This window comes from Bacillus sp. LQ16 (assembly GCF_057784645.1).
In genome coordinates, this window is record NZ_CM173491.1 from 2,293,826 (window position 1) to 2,319,331 (window position 25,506).

Annotated in this window: 19 protein-coding genes; 15 read left to right on the forward strand and 4 right to left on the reverse strand. The window is 35.4% G+C overall.

The features are described 5' to 3' along the window. Nucleotides 1–4: 4 nt before the first annotated feature. Together AC3EMB_RS11575 and AC3EMB_RS11580 are read left to right on the forward strand one after the other, a co-directional pair. A complete protein-coding gene (locus AC3EMB_RS11575) occupies nucleotides 5–1,162 on the forward strand; it encodes an exonuclease SbcCD subunit D (RefSeq protein WP_089170944.1) in 1,158 nt (385 codons plus the stop codon). Then, nucleotides 1,159–4,248: an AAA family ATPase gene (locus AC3EMB_RS11580; RefSeq protein ID WP_488517694.1), complete on the forward strand. Its 3,090-nt coding sequence runs from the start codon at nucleotides 1,159–1,161 to the stop codon at nucleotides 4,246–4,248. The genes AC3EMB_RS11575 and AC3EMB_RS11580 overlap by 4 nt, the downstream gene beginning before the upstream one ends. A gap of 107 nt (nucleotides 4,249–4,355) precedes the next feature. On the opposite strand, the gene AC3EMB_RS11585 is transcribed toward AC3EMB_RS11580, so the two are convergent. Then, the gene (locus AC3EMB_RS11585; RefSeq protein WP_016081721.1) at nucleotides 4,356–4,529 is read right to left on the reverse strand and encodes a hypothetical protein; all 174 of its coding nucleotides are present in this window, start codon (nucleotides 4,527–4,529) and stop codon (nucleotides 4,356–4,358) included. A gap of 331 nt (nucleotides 4,530–4,860) precedes the next feature. On the opposite strand from AC3EMB_RS11585, the gene AC3EMB_RS11590 reads away from it, so the two are divergent. Further along, entirely contained in the window at nucleotides 4,861–5,160 is a 300-nt protein-coding gene (locus AC3EMB_RS11590) for an ArsR/SmtB family transcription factor (protein WP_000214794.1), read from the forward strand. Between the two features lie 58 nt (nucleotides 5,161–5,218). On the opposite strand, the gene AC3EMB_RS11595 is transcribed toward AC3EMB_RS11590, so the two are convergent. Then, nucleotides 5,219–5,404, reverse strand: a complete 186-nt coding sequence (locus AC3EMB_RS11595; RefSeq protein WP_000646793.1) for a YkvS family protein — start codon at nucleotides 5,402–5,404, stop codon at nucleotides 5,219–5,221. Nucleotides 5,405–5,759: 355 nt separating this feature from the next. On the opposite strand from AC3EMB_RS11595, the gene AC3EMB_RS11600 reads away from it, so the two are divergent. The 10 genes from AC3EMB_RS11600 (at nucleotide 5,760) to AC3EMB_RS11645 (ending at nucleotide 22,375) form a co-directional block, all read left to right on the forward strand. Next, nucleotides 5,760–6,962 carry an L-lactate MFS transporter gene (locus tag AC3EMB_RS11600; RefSeq protein ID WP_157418121.1) on the forward strand — a complete coding sequence of 401 codons (1,203 nt, stop codon included), beginning with the start codon at nucleotides 5,760–5,762 and terminating at the stop codon, nucleotides 6,960–6,962. Nucleotides 6,963–7,600: 638 nt separating this feature from the next. Continuing rightward, complete coding sequence (gene dhbA / locus AC3EMB_RS11605; RefSeq protein ID WP_423098927.1) at nucleotides 7,601–8,386, forward strand: 2,3-dihydro-2,3-dihydroxybenzoate dehydrogenase; 786 nt, start codon at nucleotides 7,601–7,603, stop codon at nucleotides 8,384–8,386. 25 nt (nucleotides 8,387–8,411) lie between these two features. Then, complete coding sequence (gene dhbC / locus AC3EMB_RS11610; protein WP_001002071.1) at nucleotides 8,412–9,611, forward strand: isochorismate synthase DhbC; 1,200 nt, start codon at nucleotides 8,412–8,414, stop codon at nucleotides 9,609–9,611. Nucleotides 9,612–9,623: 12 nt separating this feature from the next. Further along, nucleotides 9,624–11,240, forward strand: coding sequence for a (2,3-dihydroxybenzoyl)adenylate synthase (locus AC3EMB_RS11615; protein WP_053564561.1), 1,617 nt, complete (start codon nucleotides 9,624–9,626; stop codon nucleotides 11,238–11,240). 24 nt (nucleotides 11,241–11,264) lie between these two features. Further along, entirely contained in the window at nucleotides 11,265–12,158 is an 894-nt protein-coding gene (locus tag AC3EMB_RS11620) for an isochorismatase family protein (RefSeq protein WP_016512869.1), read from the forward strand. Nucleotides 12,159–12,191: 33 nt separating this feature from the next. Continuing rightward, nucleotides 12,192–19,349, forward strand: coding sequence for an amino acid adenylation domain-containing protein (locus tag AC3EMB_RS11625; RefSeq protein WP_488517695.1), 7,158 nt, complete (start codon nucleotides 12,192–12,194; stop codon nucleotides 19,347–19,349). Further along, nucleotides 19,346–19,570: an MbtH family protein gene (locus AC3EMB_RS11630; protein ID WP_000184057.1), complete on the forward strand. Its 225-nt coding sequence runs from the start codon at nucleotides 19,346–19,348 to the stop codon at nucleotides 19,568–19,570. Before AC3EMB_RS11625 ends, AC3EMB_RS11630 begins: the two co-directional genes overlap by 4 nt. Next, complete coding sequence (locus AC3EMB_RS11635; RefSeq protein WP_071730141.1) at nucleotides 19,570–21,000, forward strand: MDR family MFS transporter; 1,431 nt, start codon at nucleotides 19,570–19,572, stop codon at nucleotides 20,998–21,000. The genes AC3EMB_RS11630 and AC3EMB_RS11635 overlap by 1 nt, the downstream gene beginning before the upstream one ends. Nucleotides 21,001–21,057: 57 nt before the next feature. Continuing rightward, the gene (sfp, locus tag AC3EMB_RS11640) at nucleotides 21,058–21,807 is read left to right on the forward strand and encodes a 4'-phosphopantetheinyl transferase Sfp (RefSeq protein WP_063547185.1); all 750 of its coding nucleotides are present in this window, start codon (nucleotides 21,058–21,060) and stop codon (nucleotides 21,805–21,807) included. A 25-nt stretch (nucleotides 21,808–21,832) separates the two neighbouring features. Further along, on the forward strand, nucleotides 21,833–22,375 hold the full coding sequence (locus tag AC3EMB_RS11645) for a hypothetical protein (RefSeq protein WP_053564558.1): 543 nt from the start codon (nucleotides 21,833–21,835) through the stop codon (nucleotides 22,373–22,375). Between the two features lie 38 nt (nucleotides 22,376–22,413). On the opposite strand, the gene AC3EMB_RS11650 is transcribed toward AC3EMB_RS11645, so the two are convergent. Beyond that, entirely contained in the window at nucleotides 22,414–22,686 is a 273-nt protein-coding gene (locus tag AC3EMB_RS11650; protein ID WP_001043905.1) for an HU family DNA-binding protein, read from the reverse strand. 204 nt (nucleotides 22,687–22,890) lie between these two features. Between AC3EMB_RS11650 and AC3EMB_RS11655 the strand changes: the two genes are divergently transcribed. Both AC3EMB_RS11655 and AC3EMB_RS11660 read left to right on the forward strand, forming a co-directional pair. Next, nucleotides 22,891–23,658 (forward strand): DUF3891 family protein, encoded by a 768-nt coding sequence (locus AC3EMB_RS11655; RefSeq protein ID WP_488517696.1) that lies wholly within the window; start codon nucleotides 22,891–22,893, stop codon nucleotides 23,656–23,658. A 14-nt stretch (nucleotides 23,659–23,672) separates the two neighbouring features. Then, a complete protein-coding gene (locus AC3EMB_RS11660) occupies nucleotides 23,673–24,197 on the forward strand; it encodes a DinB family protein (protein ID WP_078400260.1) in 525 nt (174 codons plus the stop codon). 91 nt (nucleotides 24,198–24,288) lie between these two features. On the opposite strand, the gene AC3EMB_RS11665 is transcribed toward AC3EMB_RS11660, so the two are convergent. Then, complete coding sequence (locus AC3EMB_RS11665; RefSeq protein WP_488517697.1) at nucleotides 24,289–25,482, reverse strand: S8 family peptidase; 1,194 nt, start codon at nucleotides 25,480–25,482, stop codon at nucleotides 24,289–24,291. Nucleotides 25,483–25,506: the final 24 nt, after the last annotated feature.

The following is a 25,506-nucleotide window of genomic DNA, read 5'->3' on the forward strand; positions in this document are numbered from 1 at the left end:
AAATATGAAGTTATTTCATACAGCGGATTGGCATTTAGGTAAGCTTGTTCATGGCGTGTATATGACTGAAGACCAAAAGATTGTATTAGATCAGTTTGTACAGGCTGTTGAAGAAGAAAAACCAGATGCTGTAATTATTGCAGGGGATTTATATGACCGAGCAATTCCACCTACAGAAGCAGTAGACTTATTAAATGATGTGCTGCAAAAAATAGTTATTGATTTACAAACACCAGTTATTGCAGTAGCTGGTAATCATGATAGTCCGGATCGTATCCATTTTGGGAGTAGTTTAATGAAAAAACAGGGATTACATATTGCAGGCCAATTTCAATTCCCGTATGAACCTGTTGTACTAAATGATGAATATGGAGAGGTTCACTTCCATCTAATACCGTATGCAGACCCAAGCATAGTTAGACACGTGTTGAAAAATGAAGACGTACGTTCTCATGATGATGCGATGCGCATTTTTATGAATGAGCTCTCTGAAACAATGGATAAAGAAGCTAGACATGTATTTGTTGGACATGCATTTGTAACTTCTTCAGGAGAAGCGGAGGAGAATACAAGTGATGCAGAACGACCACTTTCAATTGGTGGTGCTGAATATGTAAATAGTCATTATTTTGATAAGTTTCATTACACAGCGCTTGGACATTTACATCAAGCGCATTTCGTACGTAATGAGACCATTCGATATTCAGGTTCACCACTTGCCTATTCAATTTCTGAAGAGAAACATAAAAAAGGTTATTACATTGTAGAACTGAATGAAACTGGTGAAGTAGCAATTGAAAAAAGGTTACTTTCACCACGTCGTAAAATGCGAACAGTAGAAGCGAAAATAGATGAATTATTACAGCACCCAGTAAGTGAAGATTACGTATTTGTAAAATTATTAGATGAAAACCCTGTCTTACAGCCAATGGAGAAAATACGATCTGTATATCCAAATGCAATGCACGTTGAAAGAGCGATGCAAAGGCGAGAACTCACAGATACAAATGAAGTAACGGTTTCAAGACATAAAATGGATGATTTATCTCTTTTAAAGGCTTTCTATAAAGAAATGAAAGGGTTAGATTTATCAGAAGAGAAAGAACGCCTATTTATAGATGTATTACAAACAGTGCAAGAACGGGAAGGTGAACGAGGATGAGACCGATTCAGCTTATTATGACAGCATTCGGGCCATATAAACAGAAAGAAGTAATCGATTTTGAAGATCTTGGAGAACATCGTATTTTCGCTATTTCTGGGAATACGGGAGCTGGAAAAACAACGATTTTTGATGCGATTTGTTATGTGTTATATGGTGAGGCTAGTGGAGAAGAACGTAGTGATACGAGCATGCTTCGAAGTCAATTTGCTGATGATGATGTTTATACAAGTGTAGAACTAACCTTTCAATTAAAAGGGAAACGCTATGAAATAAAAAGACAACTTGGACATAAAAAACAAGGGAATAAGACCATTACAGGACATGCAGTAGAATTATATGAAGTTATTGATGGAGAAAACGTTCCAGCCGTCGATCGTTTTCATGTAACAGACGTAAACAAAAAAGTGGAAGATTTAATTGGGTTAAGTAAACATCAATTTAGTCAAATTGTTATGTTACCACAAGGTGAATTCCGAAAACTATTAACATCTGAGACGGAAAACAAAGAAGAGATTTTACGTCGTATTTTTAAAACGGATCGTTATAAATTAATGCGTGAGTTACTTGATCAAAAGAGAAAACAATGGAAAGATGTTTTACAAGAAAAACAAAAAGAGAGAGAGCTCTATTTCCGTAATGTTTTTAAATTACCAATCCGTGATGGAGCATTATTAGAGACATTAGCGGCACAAGAACATGTAAATACGCATCAAGTAGTAGAAGCGTTAGAACAAGAAACAACAGTGTATAAGGCAGAGGTTGAGCAATTACAAGTAGAACAAGATGCTCAAACGAAGCAATTAAAGGATGCAGAAACACGTTTTCATGCAGCAAAATCTGTAAATGAGAAATTTATAGATTTACAACAAAAGAATGAGAAATATAACACTTTACAAGAGAACCGTGCAGCAATTGAAAGGAAAGAAAAATCCTTTAAACGTGCGGAACAAGCAAAGCGCTTATTACCATTTGAACAATGGTATGAAGAAGCGATGCAAAATGAGCAGAAAGCTGAAAGTTTGTTAAAACAGATAATCGTCAAACAAGAACAGATAATGAACAGCTTTGAACTTGCTCAGGAGAAGTATGAAGTAGTAAAGAATAAAGAAGCTGAGCGAGAAGAGGCTAAAAAACTTGTTCAAAGATTAGAAGAGTTACAAGCGATTATTGAATCATTAGCTGAGAGAAAGCTGAATTTACAAAATGCCGAAATTCAAATAGGGAAATTAAAAGAAAGTATGCAAAAGTTAGATCAACAACTAGAAGAGCATACAAACCAAAAACAGAAAATGTCTGATGAATTGCAGCAATTAGAACAAGCACTTGAGCAATATGTAGCTAAAGTAGAAGAACTAACGAATATGCGAGAAGATGCAAAAGTTTTAAAGCAAGCATATGATGTTTGGCAAGAAAAACAAAAATTCGAGCAAGAAAAAGAAGCGGCAAATAATAAAATGCAAGTGGCAGTTCGTGCATATGAAAACATGGAGCGCCGCTGGTTAAGTGAACAAGCTGGTATATTAGCTCTTCATTTACATGACGGTGCATCTTGTCCGGTATGTGGTAGTACGAATCATCCGCAAAAAGCTACAGAGCAAAGTAATGCGATCGATGAAAAAGAGTTAAACGATTTAAGAGATAAGAAGAACATTGCTGAAAAATTACATGTGCAAGTAGAGGAGAAATGGAATTTTTATCGACTACAATATGAACAAGTGATAGAAGAAGTTGTGAAGCGTGGGTATAACTCCGAAAAATTAGTTGAAACATATAGTGCACTTGTTCAAAAAGGAAAACAATTAGCTGCAGACGTTAATACGTTAAAAGCAAGTGAAGAAACTCGTAAGCAGATTGCTGCGAACATGAAAAGCGTAGAAGAAAAAATAGAAGAACTTCAGAAACAAAAACGGGAAGTAGAAACAATGCAGCACCGTACAGAAATGGAGTGCATGCAACTACGTACGTCATATGAACATGATAAACGAAATATTCCAGAAAACTTGCAAACAGTACAAGCTTGGAAAGCACAGTTTGACCAAGCTATGCACGAACTTAGGTTAATGGAGGACGAATGGAAGAAAGTGCAGGAAGCGTATCAACATTGGCAAAATGAAAATATACGTATTCAAGCAGAACAGAAAGGTGCTTCTAATCAATTTGAAAGTGCAAAATTGAAGAAAGAAGAGACTTTCGCACGCTTTATGAAAGAGCTAGAACAAAGCGGATTTACAGATCAATTCACGTATAAAGAAGCCAAATTAAGCGATGCCAAGATGGAGATGTTACAGAAAGAAATTCAAGGTTATTATTCATCTCTTGAAGTGCTTGCAAAACAAATTGAAGAGCTAAGCTCAGAATTAAAAGATAAAGAGTATATGGATATTACATCTTTAGGTGAACACATAAAAGAACTAGAAATTAATCTCGATATAATTAAAGAAAAACGTCAACGTGCGCAAAATGCGGTAACATATATTTCTGATTTACATGAAAACATTAAACGTATTGACGAACAAATTCACGAGGAAGAAAAAGCCTTCCAAGAACTTGTTGATTTATATGAAGTAATGAAAGGTGATAACGAAAGTCGTATATCATTTGAACGTTACATCTTAATTGAGTATTTAGAACAAATCGTTCAAATCGCAAACGAACGACTACGTAAATTATCAAATGGACAATTTTATTTAAAACGAAGTGAACGAGTTGAAAAAAGAAACCGTCAAAGTGGATTAGGCTTAGATGTGTACGATGCATACACTGGCCAAACGCGCGATGTAAAAACATTATCCGGCGGAGAGAAATTTAATGCATCACTTTGCTTAGCTCTTGGAATGGCAGACGTCATTCAAGCGTATGAAGGTGGTATTTCCATCGAAACGATGTTTATTGATGAAGGATTCGGCTCATTAGATGAGGAGTCATTAACAAAAGCTGTAGACGCCTTAATTGACTTACAAAAATCAGGACGATTTATCGGTGTCATTTCACACGTACAAGAGTTGAAAAACGCAATGCCGGCTGTATTAGAAGTAACGAAGCAGAAGGATGGGTGTAGTCAGACTAGGTTTGTGGTGAAGTAAGCTTAGAAAATGGAGTAGGGAATCTATCGATACTTTTAGTGTCATATGTATGAATCATAAAACGTCGTCTCTTCATATTGGAGGCGACGTTTTATTTTATAAAATATCTATGAATTATCTGTAGAAGGCGGCGTATTCTCCAACCGATTATAAGCTTTAAAAGCTGAAATTGCCGATATAACCCCGCCTACTAAAAATAAAGCGGATCCTCCAACTAAGATGATACGACTGACATATGTTTCCCGTGCTTCTTCGACTTCTTCTTGTAACGCTGTAGGCATATGAATCCCCCTTTATAAAAGTTGTTTTATAAATAGTATATACAAACGCCTAAAATATGTTAAAATAACTGATGATTTTATGTAGTGGATAATTAGATGAGTAGGATGCGAGTGGCTAAATAAATCTTCATCACAAATTTATGCGAACTTCACATAGAGCACATATTAACATTGTATTATGTATATGTACCAAATAAATAAAGTGAATGTAAGTTCTGTTTTCAAAAATTTAAAATCCTTTTATTTCTATATGAAAGTTTTAATCGAGGGTTTTAAAAATTTTGGAAATAGATCTTATAAAAATGGAATTCATATAAAAGGGGAATGTCTTATGACAACATATACAAGTGAAATGAAAAAAACTTTAGTTTCAGAAGAAGATGTAGATATTTTAAAAATTATGGCGCATCCAATCCGACTGCAAATTGTAAATGAATTAAGTACAAGAAAAACTTGTAATGTAACACAATTAACAGAGTTACTGAACATCCCGCAATCTACTGTTTCACAACATTTATCAAAAATGAAGGGTAAAGTGTTACGAGCAGAGAGAAGAGGTTTAGAAATTTATTATCATATTAACAATTTAAAAGCGAGTAAGATTGTTAATGTTTTAGGGTATATAAACTAGTGAAATATTTTTATATAAAATAGCCCCTGCTGTTTAGCAGGGGCTATTTTGTGTTGTTTTATGTATTTGTATTTAAAACTTTATAGTTTTTATGATTTACAATTGTTCGATCAAATTCAAAAGTACCACCGCTTACATTTGTAATTTCAACTAAGACCGATTCAGTATAAAGTTTTAGTACAGATCCTGTAATCTTTAAATTGTTTCGTTGAAAAAGTATAGTATCCCCTACGTTTGCTTTCATAGTACCTCCTCATTAAAGACAGAAATATTTTTTTATTATATATATTAAACCACGGATAGATATATTAGTGAATATTTAGTTTTATTTATTGGAAAAAAATTTGTGATTTTATAAAAAATAAGGTGAATCGAAGTATAAAAAATTTTTCTATTGTATTTAATCAGTAGTTTTTTGTATTTCATCCTTCGTTTTTTGTAACTGATTCCATGTTTTTGACGCTCTATCTTGTAAGTGCTTACATAAACAGAAACATCTTATACAATGAAGGTGTCAAATCAAAAGAGGTGACCAAAATGAACATAAAAAAAGTAAATTTAGCGAATAGCATTGAAATAGAAAGAGGAGGCGGAAAGATATGAAAAAATCAACTGTTAATCCATGGTTTGTTGTCCTTGGCACAGTCATAGTACAAATGGGGCTTGGGACGATATATACATGGAGTTTATTCAATCAGCCTTTAGTTAGTAAATACGGTTGGAGCCTTAACGCTGTTGCGATAACTTTTTCAATTACTAGTCTTTCTTTAGCATTTTCAACTTTATTTGCGAGTAAATTGCAAGAAAAATGGGGACTTCGTAAACTTATTATGATAGCTGGATTAGCATTAGGACTAGGGTTAATACTTAGCTCACAAGCGTCCTCATTAATATTACTTTATGTACTAGCAGGAGTTGTTGTAGGTTATGCAGATGGTACAGCATATATCACTTCACTATCAAATTTAATAAAGTGGTTTCCAGAGCGTAAAGGTTTAATTGCTGGTATTTCTGTCTCTGCATATGGTTCAGGTAGCTTAATCTTTAAATACGTTAACGCACAGTTGATTGAATCAGTTGGTGTATCGCAAGCATTTATATACTGGGGTTTAATTGTTACAACTATGATTGTAATTGGTGCTTGTTTAATCCATCAAGCTGCAGATCAAGGAGCAGTTCATGAAACAAAAACTAAGGAATACACAACGAAAGAAATGTTAGGCACAAAACAAGTATACTTATTATTTATCATGTTATTTACATCATGTATGAGTGGCTTATACTTAATTGGTATGGTAAAAGACATTGGTGTTCAACTTGTAGGGCTTAGCGCAGCAACAGCAGCTAATGCGGTGGCTATGGTTGCAATCTTCAATACATTAGGTCGTATCATTTTAGGACCGTTATCGGATAAAATTGGGCGTTTAAAAATCGTTACTGTTACTTTTGTTGTTATGGCGAGTTCAGTCTTAGTTCTAAGTTTTGTAGATTTAAATTATGGTATTTACTTCGTATGTGTAGCAAGTGTAGCGTTTTGCTTTGGTGGAAATATCACTATTTTCCCAGCTATTGTTGGTGATTTCTTCGGTATGAAAAACCATAGTAAGAACTACGGAATTGTGTATCAAGGATTTGGATTTGGGGCGCTTGCAGGTTCCTTTATCGGTGCACTTCTAGGTGGATTCAAACCAACGTTCATGGTGATCGGTGTATTATGTGTCGTGTCATTCATTATCGCAATTTTAATTCAAGCACCTAAACAGAAAAAAGAACAAGAAGAAGAGTATCGCAGCGTAGCATAAGTATACAAATCTTCTATAACACTATGATTACGAAAAAGCATCCTATTCTATTAATTAGGATGCTTTTTTTATGAGTTATTTTAACAAGGTTAAATTACTTTTGGGATTTTTATAGATGTAAAAGTGATTGGGATACCCATTTGGAATATATTGGAATATAATGAATTGATACATCGTATTCGAAATATATATTAAATCTTAAATGATAAAGAAGACATTCATTAGTATTTGTAAGATATATTTTCAGAAAAATATTGAGAAAATATATACTTGAGTTTTTCATAAAGCATTGTAAATGAACGTATCTCTAGTTTATCTTCTTCAATTTTAAAAAGAGGAGTTTGAATTTTATTTATAATATAAGTACATTTAATGCGTTTAGGTATGATTTTATTAAGAAGCATTAAAATGCTTTATCTGAAAAATAAAAAAAGATTGACAAGTTTATTGAGAAACATTATCATTTCGGTGTAAGATAGTAAATGAAAAACATTATCAATAAAATGGATTTTAAAGTAATGCGCACTTGACCAATTAGTTTAGTAAGTGTATTATTTTTTACAACATAACTGATAATGAAAATCAATATCGTTGATGTTGCTTAATGAAATTAATGTTTATGTGAAAGGATAGAGAAAATGAACTTAGGGGAATTTGATGGGCAAACAGTTTTAGTAACAGGTGCAGCACAAGGCATAGGCAGTGTTGTTGCCAAAATGTTTTTAGAAAGAGGAGCCACAGTTATTGCGGTTGATCAAAATGAAGAGGGGTTAAATGTACTCTTAAATCAAAATGAATTAAATAAAACACGTATGAAAACGTTTAGTTTAGATGTGAGTAATAGCGCTGCTGTTGAAGATATGGTAAATCATATTGCAAATGAAATAGCGCCAATAGATATTTTAGTAAACGTTGCAGGGATTTTGCGTATGGGACCAATTCATTCGTTAAGTGATGAAGATTGGAATAAAACATTCTCTGTAAATACTACAGGGGTTTTCAATATGTCCCGAGCGGTAAGTAAAAATATGATGTTAAGAAAATCAGGGGCAATTGTTACAGTCGGTTCAAATGCGGCAAATACGCCGAGAATGGAGATGGCTGCGTATGCTGCGTCAAAGGCTGCAACGACGATGTTTATGAAATGTTTAGGACTAGAGCTTGCGGCATACAATATACGCTGCAACTTAGTTTCTCCAGGTTCTACTGAAACTGAGATGCAAAGATTACTATGGGCTGATGAGAATGGAGCTAAAAATATAATTGCTGGTTCTCAAAATACATATAGACTCGGAATTCCATTACAAAAAATTGCACAACCTTCAGAAGTTGCTGAAGCAGTGTTATTTTTAGCCTCAGATAGAGCAAGTCATATTACAATGCACAATTTATGTGTCGATGGCGGTGCTACGTTAGGAGTTTAATAAAAATTCAGGAGGTTATTATATTATGAATGAACATATAGCTGTAAAGGAATTGTCAGAAAAACTTTTAGAAGATTATAAGACTGAATCTTCATTCTTTTTTGCTTCACCAACTCGAACTATATTAGCAGAAGGAGAGTTTACTACAGTAAAGCATCGTGAAATTGAAAATTTCCCAGAGCTTGTGCAAGCGACATTAAGTAATGCGAAACAAGCTGGAAATCCAAATCCTATCGTTGTGGGTGCTTTGCCATTTGATCGTAGAAAAGAAGTCCAACTTATCGTACCAGAATATAGTAGAATTTCTGAGCGTTTACAATTGGATACAACAAATCAGCTTGAAACAAATGAGAACGTAACATTTGAAATGACGCCAGTACCAGACCCTGAAGTTTATATGAATGGTGTGAAGCAAGGAATTAAAAAAATACAGGACGGTGATTTAAAGAAAATCGTTCTATCTAGATCGTTAGATGTTAAATCTTCCGAAAAGATTGATAAGCAAAAACTTCTGCGAGAATTAGCAGAACATAATAAGCATGGTTATACATTTGCTGTGAATTTACCGAAAGATGAAAAAGAGAACAGTAAGACGCTAATTGGAGCAAGTCCTGAATTGCTTGTTTCACGTAATGGTATGCAAGTTATTTCTAATCCGTTAGCTGGTTCAAGGCCACGTAGTGAGGACCCAGTAGAAGATAAAAGAAGGGCAGAGGAATTACTTTCTTCTCCAAAAGATTTACATGAACATGCGGTAGTAGTTGAAGCGGTTGCCGCTGCACTTCGTCCGTATTGTCATACATTACATGTTCCAGAAAAGCCATCAGTTATTCATAGTGAAGCGATGTGGCATTTGTCTACAGAAGTGAAAGGTGAACTGAAGGATCCAAATACTTCTTCTTTACAATTAGCAATTGCCCTTCATCCTACGCCAGCAGTTTGCGGAACTCCGATGGAAAAAGCAAGAGAGGCTATACAGCATATTGAGCCATTTGACCGCGAGTTCTTTACAGGAATGCTAGGATGGAGCGATTTAAATGGAGATGGAGAATGGATTGTTACAATTCGTTGTGCTGAAGTACAAGAAAATACACTGCGTTTATATGCAGGAGCTGGAGTTGTTGCTGAGTCAAAACCAGAAGATGAGTTAGCAGAAACATCAGCTAAGTTCCAAACAATGCTAAAAGCTTTAGGGTTAAGAGATAGTTCACTTAATGAAAAATAGGGGGAAGAAAGAATGCTAGTAGGTTATACAGAATGGCCAAAAGAATTTGCCGATCATTATCGAGAAGAAGGATGTTGGCTTGGTGAAACATTTGGAGGAGTATTAAGAGAGCGGGCTGAGAAATATGGAGATCGAATCGCGGTTGTAAGTGGTAAGAAGCATATAACATATAGTGAACTTGATAAAAATGCAGATCGTTTAGCAGCAGGTTTACTGAATTTAGGAATAAAGAAAGAGGACAGAGTTGTAATCCAGTTACCTAACATTATCGAGTTTTTCGAAATATGTTTTGCACTATTTCGAATTGGAGCGCTTCCTGTCTTCGCACTACCTTCACATCGAAGCAGTGAAATTAGTTATTTTTGTGAGTTTGGCGAGGCGAGCGCTTACGTTATTTCAGATAAGGCTCTCGGTTTTGATTATCGAAAACTAGCAAGAGAAGTGAAAGAGAAAGTGCCAACTTTACAACGTGTAATTGTAGTGGGGGAAGAAGAAGAGTTTGTGAACATAAATGATCTGTATATGGATCCCGTCTCATTACCAGAAGTTCAGCCAAGTGATGTTGCATTTCTCCAATTATCAGGAGGGACAACAGGTCTTTCTAAATTAATTCCTAGAACACATGATGACTATATTTATAGTTTACGTGTAAGCGCTGAAATTTGTAATTTGAATGCAGAAAGCGTCTATATGGCAGTTCTTCCGGTAGCACACAATTACCCAATGAGTTCTCCAGGGACATTTGGAACTTTCTATGCGGGTGGAAAAGTGGTATTGGCAACTGGTGGTAGTCCAGATGAGGCATTTGCTCTTATTGAAAAAGAAAAAGTTACAATTACAGCGCTCGTTCCGCCATTAGCAATGATTTGGCTTGATGCTGCATCTTCTCGTAATACCGATTTATCGAGCCTAGAGGTTATTCAAGTAGGTGGTGCTAAGTTTAGCGCTGAGGTTGCAAGACGTATACGCCCTACATTTGGATGTACGTTACAGCAAGTATTCGGTATGGCGGAAGGATTAGTGAACTATACAAGATTAGACGATCCGGAAGAAATTATTATTCATACACAAGGTAGACCAATGTCTGCACTCGATGAAGTACGAGTTGTTGATGAAAATGACAACGATGTACAACCTGGCGAAGTAGGTAGTTTATTAACAAGAGGTCCATATACAATTCGTGGTTACTATAAAGCTGAAGAGCATAATGCACGATCATTTACAAAGGATGGGTTTTATCGCACAGGTGATCTTGTAAAAGTAAATGAACAAGGATACATCATTGTAGAAGGAAGAGATAAAGATCAAATTAACCGTGGTGGTGAGAAAGTTGCTGCGGAAGAAGTTGAAAATCATTTATTAGCACACGATGCGGTCCATGACGTAGCAATTGTATCTATGCCTGACGATTATTTAGGTGAACGCACCTGTGCTTTTGTTATAGCTCGCGAACAAGTTCCGGCAGTAAGTGAATTAAAAATGTTTTTAAGAGAACGTGGTATAGCGGCTTATAAAATTCCAGATCGAATTGAATTTATTGAATCATTCCCGCAAACAGGAGTCGGAAAAGTCAGCAAAAAAGAACTACGTAAAGTCATTGCTGAAAAACTTATTACAGTAAAACAATAATAAAAACCGGAAGGAAGTGATTAGATGGCTATCCCATCTATTTCAGTATATAAAATGCCAATTGAATCAGAACTACCAAAAAATAAAGTGAATTGGACACCAGACCCGAAACGTGCAGTACTTTTAATTCATGACATGCAAGAATATTTTCTTGATGCATATAGCGATAAAGAATCACCAAAAGTAGAACTTATTTCAAATATTAAAATGATAAGAGAAAAATGTAAACAACTTGGTATACCAGTTGTTTATACAGCGCAACCTGGTGGACAAACGTTAGAACAAAGAGGTTTATTACAAGACTTTTGGGGTGACGGTATTCCTGCTGGACCAGATAAAAAGAAAATTGTTGATGAACTTACTCCTGATGAGGATGATATATTCCTAACAAAATGGAGATATAGTGCATTTAAAAAGACAAATCTATTAGAAATTTTAAATGAACAAGGAAGAGATCAACTCATTATTTGCGGTATTTATGCGCATATTGGATGCCTTTTAACAGCTTGTGAAGCATTTATGGATGGTATAGAGCCGTTCTTTGTAGCAGATGCAGTTGCTGATTTTTCACTAGAGCATCATAAACAAGCATTGGAGTATGCATCTAATAGATGCGCAGTAACGACATCAACAAACCTACTGTTAAAAGATTTACAAAGTGTAAAAGGTGATGAGAGTGAAGGAATCACTATACAGCAAGTACATGAACTAGTTGCACAACTACTTCGTGAGTCAGTAGAGAGTATTGATATTGATGAGGACTTATTAAATAGAGGGCTTGATTCGGTCAGAATTATGAGTTTAGTAGAGAAGTGGCGTCGTGAAGGGAAAGAAATCACGTTTGCAGATTTAGCAGAACGTCCAACTGTTGCAGGTTGGTACAGCTTACTATCTTCACAAACAGCACAGGTGCTGTAACAAATAGACTACATAATAAAGGGGTAGTAAAGAATGCCTAACAGTCAAAAGATTCGTCATTCGTTATCATCTGCGCAGTCTGGTATGTGGTTTGCGCAACAATTAGATCCGCTTAATCCGATATATAATACTGGGGAATATGTAGAAATAAACGGGAATATTCATCAAGACATTTTTGAATTAGCTGTACGTAAAGTTGTAATGGAAGCAGAAGCACTTCACGTTCGCTTCGAAGAGGATGAAATTGGCCCATGGCAAGTTATTGAAGAATCACAGTTCCATATGCATTTTATTGACGTTCGGAAAGAAGAAAACCCTGAAGAAGCTGCTAAAGTATGGATGAAAAATGATTTATCTATGCCAGTCGATTTGAAAAAAGATACTTTATTTACTGAAGCACTTATTCAAGTTGAAAATAATCGTTTCTTTTGGTATCAGCGCATCCATCATATTGTGATGGATGGCTATGGATTTTCACTTCTTAGCCAAAAGGTAGCGAATGAGTATACATCACTTATAGAAGAAACAAACAAGAATGAAAAGCCATTTGGTTCTCTTGCAAAAGTTGTGCAAGAAGATATTGAGTATCGTGAGTCTAAACAATTTCAGGAAAATCGTACTTTTTGGTTAGAAAAGTTTGCAGATGCCCCAGAAGTTGTAAGTTTGGCAGAACGAGCACCGAGAACATCAAATGGATTTTCACGAGAAACAGCTTTTTTATCTAGTTCTAGCACGAAAACTTTACTAGAAGATATCAATATTTCGTTAACAAGTTGGCCGGAATTCATTGTCGCTGTAACAAGTATTTATATGCATAAATTAACAGGTGAAAATGATATTGTTTTAGGTTTACCGATGATGGGACGTTTAGGTTCTGTATCTATTCATACACCAAGTATGGTAATGAATTTAGTTCCACTTCGTATTACAGTAACTCCAAATATAACTCTTGCGGAATTATTGCAGCAAGTTTCTAAAGAAATCCGAGATGTACGTCGCCATTATAAATACCGTCATGAGGAATTAAGAAGAGATTTAAAGTTACTAGGTGAAAATCAAAGGTTGTTTGGACCGTTAGTGAATGTTATGCCTTTTGATTACGGGCTTAATTTTGCTGGAAATCGTGGTATTACGCATAACTTATCAGCAGGACCTGTAGATGATTTATCGATAAATGTATATAAACGTTTTGATCAAAATGAGCTAATGATTCATTTTGATGCGAATCCCGAAGTATATAATGGCGCAGAGCTAGCATTGCATAAAGAAAGATTTATGAATCTATTTGAATTAGTAATAAATAATTATGAGAAAAACGAGTCGATTGGAAAAATAAACATTACTCTACCTGAAGAAAATCATAAAGTTTTATTGGAATGGAATGAAACGAAGGAAGACGATGAGTTAATCAGTTTACCTATATCATTTGAAAAACAAGTGCAAAAAAATCCAAATAAACTAGCGATTACTTGTGACGATGTAATCCTTACGTATAAAGAGCTAAATGAACGAGCGAATGAACTAGCACATTATTTAGTAGAAGAAGGAATACGACCAAATCAGTTTGTAGCTTTAGTATTCCCTAGATCAATAGAAATGGTAGTTAGTATGCTAGCAGTCTTAAAGGCTGGTGCAGCGTATTTACCAATAGATCCAGAATACCCAGCAGATAGAGTTAATTATATAGTAAAAGATGCAAAACCAGTTTGTATCATAACACATTCATCTGTTTCATCTAAGTTAGTTATAGAAAATGATATGAAAAAAATTGTATTAGATGACGAAGAAACGAAACTAGCGTTACATACATATTCTCGTATGAATATTGCATGTAAGAATGATGCATCACTTTTAAACTCAGCCTATACAATATATACTTCAGGCTCAACAGGAAACCCAAAAGGTGTAATTGTTCCTATGAGAGGTTTAAGTAACTTTTTAATGGCTATGCAACAAAAGTTTTCATTAAATGAAAATGATCATTTATTAGCAGTTACAACGTTTGCGTTTGATATTTCTGCTCTAGAAATTTATTTACCTCTTATTAGTGGTGCAAGTTTAACAATTGCGCAAAAAGAAGACATACAAGAGCCATCAGCATTAACGACACTTTTACAAGAAGAAAGAGTGACAATTATGCAGGCTACACCGACGCTTTGGCAGGCGTTAGTAACTGATTATCCAGAGAAGCTACAAGGACTAAATATACTTGTTGGTGGTGAAGCTCTTCCAGCGCATTTAGCAAATAAATTAAAAGAATTAGGTTGCTCAATAACTAATTTATATGGACCAACTGAAACGACGATTTGGTCTACTTTCATGAACATTGATGAAGGTGAAAAGGGTATACCTCCTATTGGAAAGCCAATTTGCAATACAGAAGTATATATATTGGATGCAGGGTTACAACCAGTTCCACCTGGAGTTATTGGGGAATTATATATTGCTGGGGAGGGACTTGCAAGCGGATATTTAGGAAAACCTGAGTTAACAGCTGAACGGTTTGTTGCAAATCCTTATGGAGAATCAGGGAAGCGCATGTACCGTACAGGAGATCTTGTGAAATGGCGTAGTGATGGTGCGTTAGAGTACATTAGTCGCGCAGATCATCAAATTAAAATTCGTGGATTCCGAATTGAATTAGCTGAAATTGAAACGGTATTACAACGACATGAAAATATTCAACAAGCGGTAGTAATGGTACGAGAAGATCGTCCAAATGATAAACGCATCATTGCGTATATCGTTGCAGAAGAAAAGGAACCGATTAATCTTTCAGAAATTCGTTCTTATGTTTCAGAAAGTTTAGCGAATTATATGATACCATCGGCATTTGTTGTGCTAGAAGAATTACCATTAACGCCAAATGGTAAGGTTGACAGAAAGAAATTACCTGCTCCTGATTTTAATGGAATGAACAATGAGAGAGTTGCTAGAAATCCGAAAGAAGAAATATTATGTGATTTATTTGCAGAAGTACTTGGTGTTTCTCGAATTAGCATTGATGATAATTTCTTTGAAATGGGTGGACATTCACTTCTCGCATCTCGTTTAATGGCAAGAATTCGTGAAACGTTAAGTGTGGAATTAGGAATCGGGAAACTATTTGAATCACCAACTGTTGCCGAACTGGCGAAACAATTAAACCATGCAAAAAGTGCAAGACCAGCTATTCAGAAAGCAAGTAGGCCAAATGAAGTTCCACTTTCATTTGCACAGCGCAGGTTATGGTTCTTAAATTGTTTAGAAGGTCCAAGTCCTACTTATAATATTCCGCTAGTCATTCGTATGAATGGAATATTGAATCGGGAAGCATTACAAGGTGCTTTTTATGATGTAGTTGAGAAACATGAAACACTTAGAACAATTTTCCCTAACGTATTAGGTAGTTCCTATCAGAAAATTTTAGATATGGAAAACTTAAATCTAGAAATGGTTATAACTAATACATGTAAAGATGAATTAGAAAGTGTACTTTCAGAGGCGGTAAGATATAGTTTTAACCTCGATATTGAGCCGGCAGTTCGTTTGCAACTTTTTACAGTGAGTGAAAACGAACATGTATTATTAATTTTATTACATCATATTGTAGGTGATGGCTGGTCATTACAGCCGTTAACGAGAGATTTTACAGCGGCGTATAAAGCACGATGTCAAGGTGACAGAGTTCAGCTGGAGACACTACCAGTTCAATACGCAGATTATGCACTTTGGCAACAGCAATTGCTAGGTGATGAAACGACACCAGAGAGTCTTATTTCAACACAATTAGATTTTTGGAAAGAAGAACTTAAAGGTTTACCAGACCAAATGGAGTTACCTACAGATTTCCAGCGTCCAATTGAGACGAGTTACCGCGGGGAAACAATTCATTTTCATATAGATGAAGGTATGCATAGTAGGTTAGTAGAGCTTGCACGTAAAAATGGAGTTAGTTTGTTTATGGTATTGCAAGCAGGGCTTAGTGCACTATTTACAAGATTAGGTGCAGGCACTGATATACCAATTGGAAGTCCGATTGCTGGAAGAAATGATGATGTACTTTCAGATATCGTTGGTTTATTTGTAAATACATTAGTGTTACGTACAAATACGTCAGGAGATCCAAGTTTTAAAGAATTATTAAATAGAGTGAAGCAGGTAAATCTTGCAGCTTATGAAAATCAAGATGTTCCATTTGAAAGGCTTGTTGAAGTGTTAAATCCAGTACGTACTCGAAACAGCCACCCGTTGTTTCAAGTTATGTTAGCTTTTCAAAATACACCAGAAGCAACGTTTCATGCACCAGATTTAGAAGCGAGCCTTGAAATTCAAAGCGTTGGTTCTGCAAAATTTGATTTAACATTTGAAATTAGTGAGAGTAACGAGGTTGATGGTACTCCGAACGGTTTACATGGATTACTAGAGTTTAGTACCGATTTATATAAACGTGAAACGGTTCAAAAACTAATAGAACGATTCATTTTGTTATTAGATGATGCAGCTACAAATCCGGATCAATCAATTGGCAGATTAGAAATATTAACTGTAGCAGAGAAAAATACAGTGTTAGAAAAGTGGAATGGTGGTTTTCAAATTGCACCAGAAATGACATTGCCACAATTGTTTGAAAAGCAGGCTCATATAAATCCAAATTCTATAGCTGTTGTCTTTGAAAATAAGAAATTAACTTATGAAGAGTTAAATAGAAAAGCAAATAAAATAGCTCGATTCCTAATAGCAAAAGGGATTGGTCCTGATCAACTCGTTGCTTTAGCGATGCCAAGATCATTAAACATGGTTGTAAGCTTATTAGCTGTTCTTAAAGCTGGTGCTGGATACCTTCCGTTAGATCCAGATTACCCAGCAGACCGCATTTCATTTATGCTACACGATGCGAAACCATCATGTGTTTTAACGAATTCAGAAGTGGAAATTGAATGTGATGAGGCACTAAAAGTTTTAGTTGATGATGTGAAAGTAATAGCAGAAGTTGAGAAATATAGTGATGACAATATTGATGAAGTGGAACGAATTAAGCCATTATCTCCATCACATATTGCTTACGTTATTTATACGTCAGGCTCAACGGGTAGACCGAAAGGCGTTATGATACCTCATCAAAATGTAGTAAGACTTTTAGGAGCAACTGATCATTGGTTCCAGTTTGACGGAAACGATGTTTGGACGATGTTCCATTCATACGCTTTTGATTTCTCGGTTTGGGAAATTTGGGGACCTTTATTATACGGAGGGCGTTTAGTTGTAGTGCCACATACTGTAAGTCGCTCACCGAAAGAATTTTTACAGCTTCTTGTTAAAGAAAAGGTTACGGTTTTAAACCAAACTCCATCAGCGTTCTATCAATTAATGCAAGCAGATCGTGAAAATGAAGAGATTGGCCAAAAATTATCTTTACGATATGTTGTTTTTGGAGGAGAAGCACTTGAGCTAAGTCGCTTAGAAGATTGGTATAGTCGACATCCTCATAACGCACCAAAGCTTATTAATATGTACGGTATTACGGAGACGACAGTACATGTTAGTTATATTGAATTAGATGAAACTATCGTCTCTTTACGAGCAAATAGTTTAATTGGGTGCAGTATACCTGACCTTAAAGTGTATGTGTTAGACAACTATTTACAACCAGTGCCACCTGGAGTAGTTGGAGAAATGTATGTTGCAGGTGCAGGGCTTGCACGTGGATATTTAGGAAGAGCAGGATTAACGGCTGAACGCTTTATCGCAGATCCATTTGGCAAGCCAGGTACAAGAATGTATCGTACAGGAGACTTAGCTCGCTGGCGTAAAGATGGGACGCTAGATTATATAGGACGTGCAGATCATCAAATAAAAATTCGTGGATTTCGAATTGAATTAGGAGAAATAGAAGCAGTCATAATGAAGCACCCTAAAGTTGAGCAAGTAGCCGTTATTGTACGGGAAGATCAACCAGGGGATAAACGGTTAGTTTCTTATATCGTTGCATCAAATAATGAAGCGATTGATACGAATGAAATGCGTCAGTTTGCTGGTGGTAGTTTACCAGATTATATGGTTCCATACGCTTTTGTAGTAGTAAATGAGTTACCTTTAACTCCAAACGGTAAATTAGATAGAAAGGCATTGCCAGCTCCAGAATTTATCGCATCATCTTCTAGTCGTGGTCCAAGAACACCGCAAGAAGAAATGTTATGTGACTTGTTTACAGAAGTGCTAAGTGTACCTCAAATTGGAATTGATGACGGATTCTTTGATCTTGGTGGCCATTCACTCCTTGCAGTACAGCTTATGAGCCGCATTAAAGAGGCGCTTGGAGTGGAACTAAACATTGGTACTTTATTTGCAGCACCGACTGTTGCAGGGTTAGCTGAAAGACTTGAGATGGGGAATGGTCAAAGTGCACTTGATGTGTTGCTTCCATTACGAACAAGCGGGGATCAATTACCACTATTTTGTGTACATCCAGCAGGTGGATTAAGTTGGTGCTATGCAGGACTTATGAAATCTTTAGGGACAGATTATCCAATCTATGGTGTACAAGCACGTGGTATCGTTAAAAATGAAGAACTTCCAAAAAGTTTAGAGGAGATGGCGGCGGATTACTTGAAACACGTTCGTGAAGTACAGCCTCATGGACCATATCGTTTATTAGGTTGGTCGCTTGGAGGAAATGTTGTGCATGCAATGGCGGCGCAATTACAAAATGAAGGGGAAGAAGTAGAATTACTCGTTATGCTTGATTCTTATCCTGGACACTTCTTACCAAATACGGAAGCGCCTACTGAAGAGGAAGCGTTAATCGCATTACTTGCTTTAGGCGGATATGACCCAGATAACATGGATGGTAAACCACTTACAATGGAAAGTGCAGTTGAAATCCTTCGTAAAGATGGAAGTGCATTAGCAAGTCTTGAAGAAGAGACCATATTGAACTTGAAAGAAACATATGTAAATTCAGTAGGGTTGTTAGGGAAATATGTACCGAAAGTTTATAATGGAGATATCTTATTCTTTAGATCTACTGTTATACCAGACTGGTTTGATCCTATTTCTCCAAATACGTGGCTAAATTATTTAGACGGGCAAATTGTGCAGCACGATATTGATTGTAGACATAAAGATCTATGTCAGCCAGGTCCGCTTACGGAAATTGGACAAGTATTAGCGAAATATTTGCAGAATAAGAAAGGGGTAAGTAGAGTATGACGAATCCATTTGAAAATGATAATTACACATATAAAGTATTAATAAATGAGGAGGGCCAGTATTCTCTCTGGCCTGCTTTTCTCGATGTACCTATTGGCTGGAATGTCGTATATGAAGAAGCTAGTAGGCAGAGCTGCTTAGAATATGTTGAATATAACTGGAAAGATTTGAATCCAAAAAGTAATCAAGTTCGTGAAAAAACATTAGCAGGAAAACGATAATGAAAGCAAAACTAAATCCAAAAGTAGTCGTAAGTATCGTTTATATAACTGCGATGTTTATGGCTGCGATGGACGCAACGATTGTAAATGTAGCACTACAAACGATAAGTAAAGAACTACAAGTAACTCCATCTGCAATGGGGACGGTTAATGTTGGGTATTTAGTTAGTTTAGCTGTTTTCCTTCCGATTTCTGGTTGGTTAGGAGATCGATTTGGTACGAAAAGAGTGTTTTTAATTGCTCTTTTCGTATTTACAATTGCCTCTGCTTTATGCGGAATGGCTAACGATATTACTTCATTGAATATTTTCCGTATTATTCAAGGTGCTGGTGGAGGGCTTTTAACACCGGTTGGAATGGCAATGTTATTTCGAACATTTTCACCAGAGGAAAGACCGAAGATTTCTCGGTTCATTATACTTCCAATTGCTGTAGCACCAGCAATTGGTCCTATCATCGGTGGTTTCTTTGTAGATCAAATGTCTTGGCGTTGGGCATTTTATATTAATCTACCGTTTGGAATCGTTGCATTGCTCTTTGGACTTCTATTTTTAGCAGAGCATGTTGAAAAATCAGCTGGTCGCTTTGATTCTCTCGGCTTTATTTTATCAGCACCAGGATTTGCGATGCTCATATATGCACTCAGCCAGGGACCATCAAAAGGGTGGATTTCTCCAGAAATTATGAGTACTGGGATAGCTGGGGTTGTATTCATTACATTGTTTATAATCGTAGAACTGAAAGTAAAGCAGCCGATGTTAGATTTACGCTTATTAAAAGAACCAGTCTTTAGAAAGATGAGCCTTATATCATTATTTTCATCAGCTGGTTTACTAGGAATGTTATTTGTTTTTCCACTTATGTATCAAAATGTGATAGGAGTTTCCGCGCTGGAATCAGGACTTACGACATTTCCAGAGGCGATTGGATTAATGATTTCTTCACAAATTGTGCCATGGTCATATAAGAAATTAGGAGCTCGAAAGGTAATTTCTATAGGATTAATTTGTACGGCGATTATCTTTGTTTTATTAAGTTTTGTAAATCACGATACGAATCCGTGGCAAATTCGGGCATTATTGTTTGGTATCGGTATTTTCTTAGGTCAATCTGTCGGTGCGGTGCAATTTTCTGCCTTTAACAATATCACGCCGCCTTCCATGGGGAGAGCGACTACTATATTTAATGTGCAAAATCGATTAGGTTCAGCGATAGGAGTAGCTGTTTTAGCTAGTATACTAGCTGGTTTTGGAAGTAATAACGTTCAATCCAATTTTTTACCATATCAAGCAGCATTAATTGGATCAGCAATATTTTTGCTCATAGCACTACTATTTTCTTTACGTATTTCCGATAAAGAGGTAATGTCAAATAAGAAAGAAAAAACATTATCTGTATCAAAAAAAGAGAAAGCACTCGTCAATGAATAACAATATACGTATGCTTTTTTATGAAAATTGATATTCGTTGAATAAAGGAGAGTTTACATGATAGAAAGTAAAGTTGTAGATTCTGTTCCAACTTTGAATGAGAATGATTGTCAAATATGGTGGGCAAGAATTTCAGATTTACAATCATGGCATTACAATTTACTAAATGATATAGAGCGAGAGAAAGCAAATTCGTATCATCATTCGGCAGATCGAGCTCGTTTTATAATAGGTTGCGTAATTAGTAGATTAGTTCTCGGTAAGATACTTTCTATGTCACCAGTCCAAGTACCAATTGATCGAATGTGCTCAGTATGTAAATTGCAACATGGTAGACCACAATTACCAGAAGGTATGCCGCAATTATCCGTTTCACATTCAGGTGAGTGGGTTGTCGTTGCATTTACAAAATCTGCACCTGTTGGCATAGATGTAGAACAAATGAATCCAAATGTAGATGTTATGAAAATGGCAGAAGGTGTATTAACAGACATTGAAATAGCGCAAGTTATGAAACTACCAAATGAACAGAAAATAGAAGGTTTTTTAACATATTGGACTCGAAAAGAAGCGGTGCTGAAAGCGACAGGTGAAGGACTAATGATTCCGCCAGTACATATTACAGTATCAGCTCCAAATGATCCTCCAAACTTGTTGGTTTTTAAGGATAGACAAGAGTTAGCAAGTAATACAATGATGGAAGATGTAAGGCCTAGTTTAGATTATAGGGCCTCTGTTGCAATATTCAGTAAGGAAGTGACTGAAATTACGCAATTAGACGCGGCAGCACTTTTAAATCTTAAATAAAAAAATTATAGAAGAGGTGTTCCTCATGTTAGTAGCGGAAAATAGAAAGAATGAATTCACTTATAACGTACAAGCAATTAAAAATATTTTATTTTCTGGAGATACATCATCCATTCATGCTTTAGAAAAGCTTTTAAATGATACAGTTCAGTTTGATGTTCTTGAACAAGAGGCGCTTGGTAGACAGAACATTCCGAAAGAAGCAAAGAATTTCTTTGATAAAGATGGAACATTTCTTTACCGTGTATCTAATGTTAGTTATAAAGGAAAGGTGTTATCTGAAAATCTAATTTTTGCAGACACTTCGTTTTTACCGGACGCAATAAAGAGTGAATTAGAGAGTGGAAATATTCCTGTTGAAAAGCTTATAGAAAAGATGGAAGTAAGAAGAAACGTATTATATGAAGGATATCAGCCATCTGGAAATATTATTGAATTGTTTGATGGATGTTCTGTTACAGCGAATGTGTATCCAACTAGAAAGTATCAAATTGTAAGTAACTGCAAATGTGTATTTTATATTTGTGAAGTATATCATGCAGAGAATATAAAGCAATTGCTTAAATAAAAACGAGAAACCAGCCTATAAAATGGCTGGTTTCTTGTTTATTTAACAGCTTCTTTTAATTCTTTACCTGCTTTAAATGCAGGAACTTTACCAGCTGCGATTTGAATTTCTTCGCCAGTTTGCGGATTACGTCCTGTACGAGCAGATCTTTCGCGCACTTCAAAAGTTCCAAATCCGATTAATTGAACTTTATCGCCAGATTGTAATGCATTAGCAATTGTGTCAAATACGGATTGTACAGCTGCAGAAGCGTCCTTTTGAGAAATATCAGCTGATTGTGCTACGTTTTTAATTAATTCTGTTTTGTTCATGTTTTCACCTCATAAAAAAATTTTTGGAATGAATGTTTTAGTATAATAGATAGTAAAGATAAAGCTATCACTATGATTAGAAAGAATACTATATAATTATGTTAATTTCGTTGCAAGAGACTGAATCCCTTCTATTATTTAGGGATTAATTAAGAATCGATGCATATAAAAAGCTTTAATATGAGGATGAGGGGGAGTATATGAATGATTTTTCGTGAAAAAAATGAGAAGGAAAGTATATTAATTCGTCAACATGATCATGGTTTTTTAGCTGGAGAGATTGCAAAGCATATAAAAGAAGACTTTTTTGAAGGTAAAACATATTTAAAAGAAACAGTTGATGCAATATATGAGCATGACAGAGGATGGATAGAGCTAGATAAAGTACCAATTTTAAATGATGCTAAAAATATTCCATATACATTTATGGATTGTCCAAGCCCATTACGTTTTGTTTTTTATACGATTGGTTTGAATGAAATTGAAAATTATAATCCATACGGGGCATTGCTTTGCAGTAAACATTTTTTATCATTTCCACTAAACGAGGAAGATGAAGAGATGATGTCATTTTATAAACATGAATTAGAACGACAAAAAAGAATTTTGAAAACGTTAACAAAGGAACAGTTTGCGATGTTTGATAAACATTATAGATTATTAAAGTTTTGTGATGAACTTTCTTTATACGTATGTATGAATAAGCCTGGTGTAAAAAAGAAAGATGAAATTGATTTATTTAAAGATGGTTTTGAAGGAACAGAAATGTTTAATAGTAAGGATGAGAAACTTATTCAAGTTGAATGGGTGGACGAGGAAACAATTCGGATTACACCATTTCCATTTCAAACGGAATTTCATACGTATGTAAAATATAAAACGATAAATAAACATGAAATGAAAGAAAAAGGGATTGCAAAGGTTGATAGAGAATCGGAAACGAAGAAACAAATTATACGTTTCATACAATAGGGAGGTAATATAAATTGAAAGATTATATATTAAAGCAGTTTGATTACCATGCTTGGGCTAATACTAGATTATTCGATCGATTAAAAGAGTTATCAAACTATGAGACAATTTTTAATGAACAGATACAGAGTGTATTCCCATCCATTAAGGATACTTTTGTGCATATTTATATTACAGATCAAGTGTGGTTACACATATTGCATGGTAAAAGTATGAATGAAGCAATACAAGACCGAGAAGATTTACGAAAACAAATTGAAACTAAATCGTTACATGAATTAGAAAAAATGTTTGAAAACATGGCAAATCAATATAAAGACTTTTTAATTACAATACAAGATGTGAATGCTGTATTTGTTATTGAGAATCCATATGTAGGGAAATTAGAAACTTCGATTTTAGAATTAGTGCAACATGTCGTAAATCATGGTACATATCATAGAGGAAATATAACAGCGATGATCCGTCAACTTGGTCATTCGTCGACAATGATGGATTTTGTACTGTATTTACATATGGTTAAAAAGCAGGGAGAGTAATATAGTTTGTAAGAAGGAGAGGCTTTAATTATAGAAGTCTCTCCTCCTATTTTATTCCGCATTCATGGTAGATCGACTGATTAAAGTTTTCTTAAGAAGCTTTATTTTCTTGTAATTGCTTAGCGTATTGTACAGCCTTATATGCATTGACTCTACCGTTTTTCCAGTACGTACCTGTACCACTAATTTTATCAGAAGTTGACTCAATAATTTGGCGAATTTGTGTATTACTATATCCTTGATTTGCTAAAAGAGCAGCGACTCCTGCAACATGAGGTGTTGCCATAGATGTACCACTTAATGATTGATACGTGCTTCCTTTATATGTTGAATATATATTTGAACCTGGTGCTGCAACATCTACCCAGCTACCATAAGTAGAGAATGAAGATTTTCTATCTGATTGATCTGTAGAAGCAACTGCAATTACTTCGCTGTAATAAGCAGGGTAATTAGCTTTTGTATTTCCAGCATTTCCAGCAGCTGCAACTATAACAGAGCCTTTATTCCATGCATATTGAACGGCTTGTTGTAATGCAGTACCACCATTTGGAGCTCCTAAACTTAAACTAATTACTTTTGCACCCGAATCAGCAGCTTCTCGAATACCTTGCGCTACAGCATCAAGAGTACCACTTCCTTGATTATCTAATACGCGGACAGCATAAATTGAAGTTTGTGGGGCAACACCAGCAATTCCGACACTGTTATTCGTAAGTGCTCCAGTAATTCCAGCGCAATGTGTACCATGACCATTACCATCATCAGATGTGTTGTCGTTATCAACATAATCATGCCCGTAAATTACTTTCGAAGCCAAATCAGGATGTGAACCTTGAACTCCTGTATCAATAATAGCTACTTTTACACCAGGATCACTTCGTTGGCTATCCCAAGCTTGTGGAGCTTGAATCTTTTGTAATCCATATTGATTTTTAAAATATGGGTCGTTTGGAGTCCAAAAGGCGTGAACGTAATAATTCGGTTCTGCATATTCCACATCTGGATTATTTTTATAACTCTTTATTTTTTCTTTTACAGTACCTTTTGAAAATTGTACGACTTCAAAACCTAACTTATCATCTTTAGATAAGACATTAGCTCCGACAGATATATGAAAAGATTGCACATTACTTAAAGATGCATTTTGCTTGAACTTAACGATTAATTGGTTAGGAACGTAATCAGTAGATGATGTTTCAGCGCTTGAAGTATTTGTGTTAAAGAAGAAACCACCAATAATAAATGATAAAACAGATAGGAAAACAATGATTTTGTTTTTCAAAAGATTTTTCCTCCCTTTTCTTGG

Excerpts from the sequence above, each read along its gene's own strand:
- AC3EMB_RS11575 (WP_089170944.1), top strand. The coding sequence starts at position 5 with ATGAAGTTATTTCATACAGCGGATTGGCATTTAGGTAAGCTTGTTCAT.
- AC3EMB_RS11580 (WP_488517694.1), top strand. The coding sequence starts at position 1,159 with ATGAGACCGATTCAGCTTATTATGACAGCATTCGGGCCATATAAACAG.
- AC3EMB_RS11585 (WP_016081721.1), bottom strand. The coding sequence starts at position 4,529 with ATGCCTACAGCGTTACAAGAAGAAGTCGAAGAAGCACGGGAAACATAT.
- AC3EMB_RS11590 (WP_000214794.1), top strand. The coding sequence starts at position 4,861 with ATGACAACATATACAAGTGAAATGAAAAAAACTTTAGTTTCAGAAGAA.
- AC3EMB_RS11595 (WP_000646793.1), bottom strand. The coding sequence starts at position 5,404 with ATGAAAGCAAACGTAGGGGATACTATACTTTTTCAACGAAACAATTTA.
- AC3EMB_RS11600 (WP_157418121.1), top strand. The coding sequence starts at position 5,760 with ATGAAAAAATCAACTGTTAATCCATGGTTTGTTGTCCTTGGCACAGTC.
- dhbA (WP_423098927.1), top strand. The coding sequence starts at position 7,601 with ATGAACTTAGGGGAATTTGATGGGCAAACAGTTTTAGTAACAGGTGCA.
- dhbC (WP_001002071.1), top strand. The coding sequence starts at position 8,412 with ATGAATGAACATATAGCTGTAAAGGAATTGTCAGAAAAACTTTTAGAA.
- AC3EMB_RS11615 (WP_053564561.1), top strand. The coding sequence starts at position 9,624 with ATGCTAGTAGGTTATACAGAATGGCCAAAAGAATTTGCCGATCATTAT.
- AC3EMB_RS11620 (WP_016512869.1), top strand. The coding sequence starts at position 11,265 with ATGGCTATCCCATCTATTTCAGTATATAAAATGCCAATTGAATCAGAA.
- AC3EMB_RS11625 (WP_488517695.1), top strand. The coding sequence starts at position 12,192 with ATGCCTAACAGTCAAAAGATTCGTCATTCGTTATCATCTGCGCAGTCT.
- AC3EMB_RS11630 (WP_000184057.1), top strand. The coding sequence starts at position 19,346 with ATGACGAATCCATTTGAAAATGATAATTACACATATAAAGTATTAATA.
- AC3EMB_RS11635 (WP_071730141.1), top strand. The coding sequence starts at position 19,570 with ATGAAAGCAAAACTAAATCCAAAAGTAGTCGTAAGTATCGTTTATATA.
- sfp (WP_063547185.1), top strand. The coding sequence starts at position 21,058 with ATGATAGAAAGTAAAGTTGTAGATTCTGTTCCAACTTTGAATGAGAAT.
- AC3EMB_RS11645 (WP_053564558.1), top strand. The coding sequence starts at position 21,833 with ATGTTAGTAGCGGAAAATAGAAAGAATGAATTCACTTATAACGTACAA.
- AC3EMB_RS11650 (WP_001043905.1), bottom strand. The coding sequence starts at position 22,686 with ATGAACAAAACAGAATTAATTAAAAACGTAGCACAATCAGCTGATATT.
- AC3EMB_RS11655 (WP_488517696.1), top strand. The coding sequence starts at position 22,891 with ATGATTTTTCGTGAAAAAAATGAGAAGGAAAGTATATTAATTCGTCAA.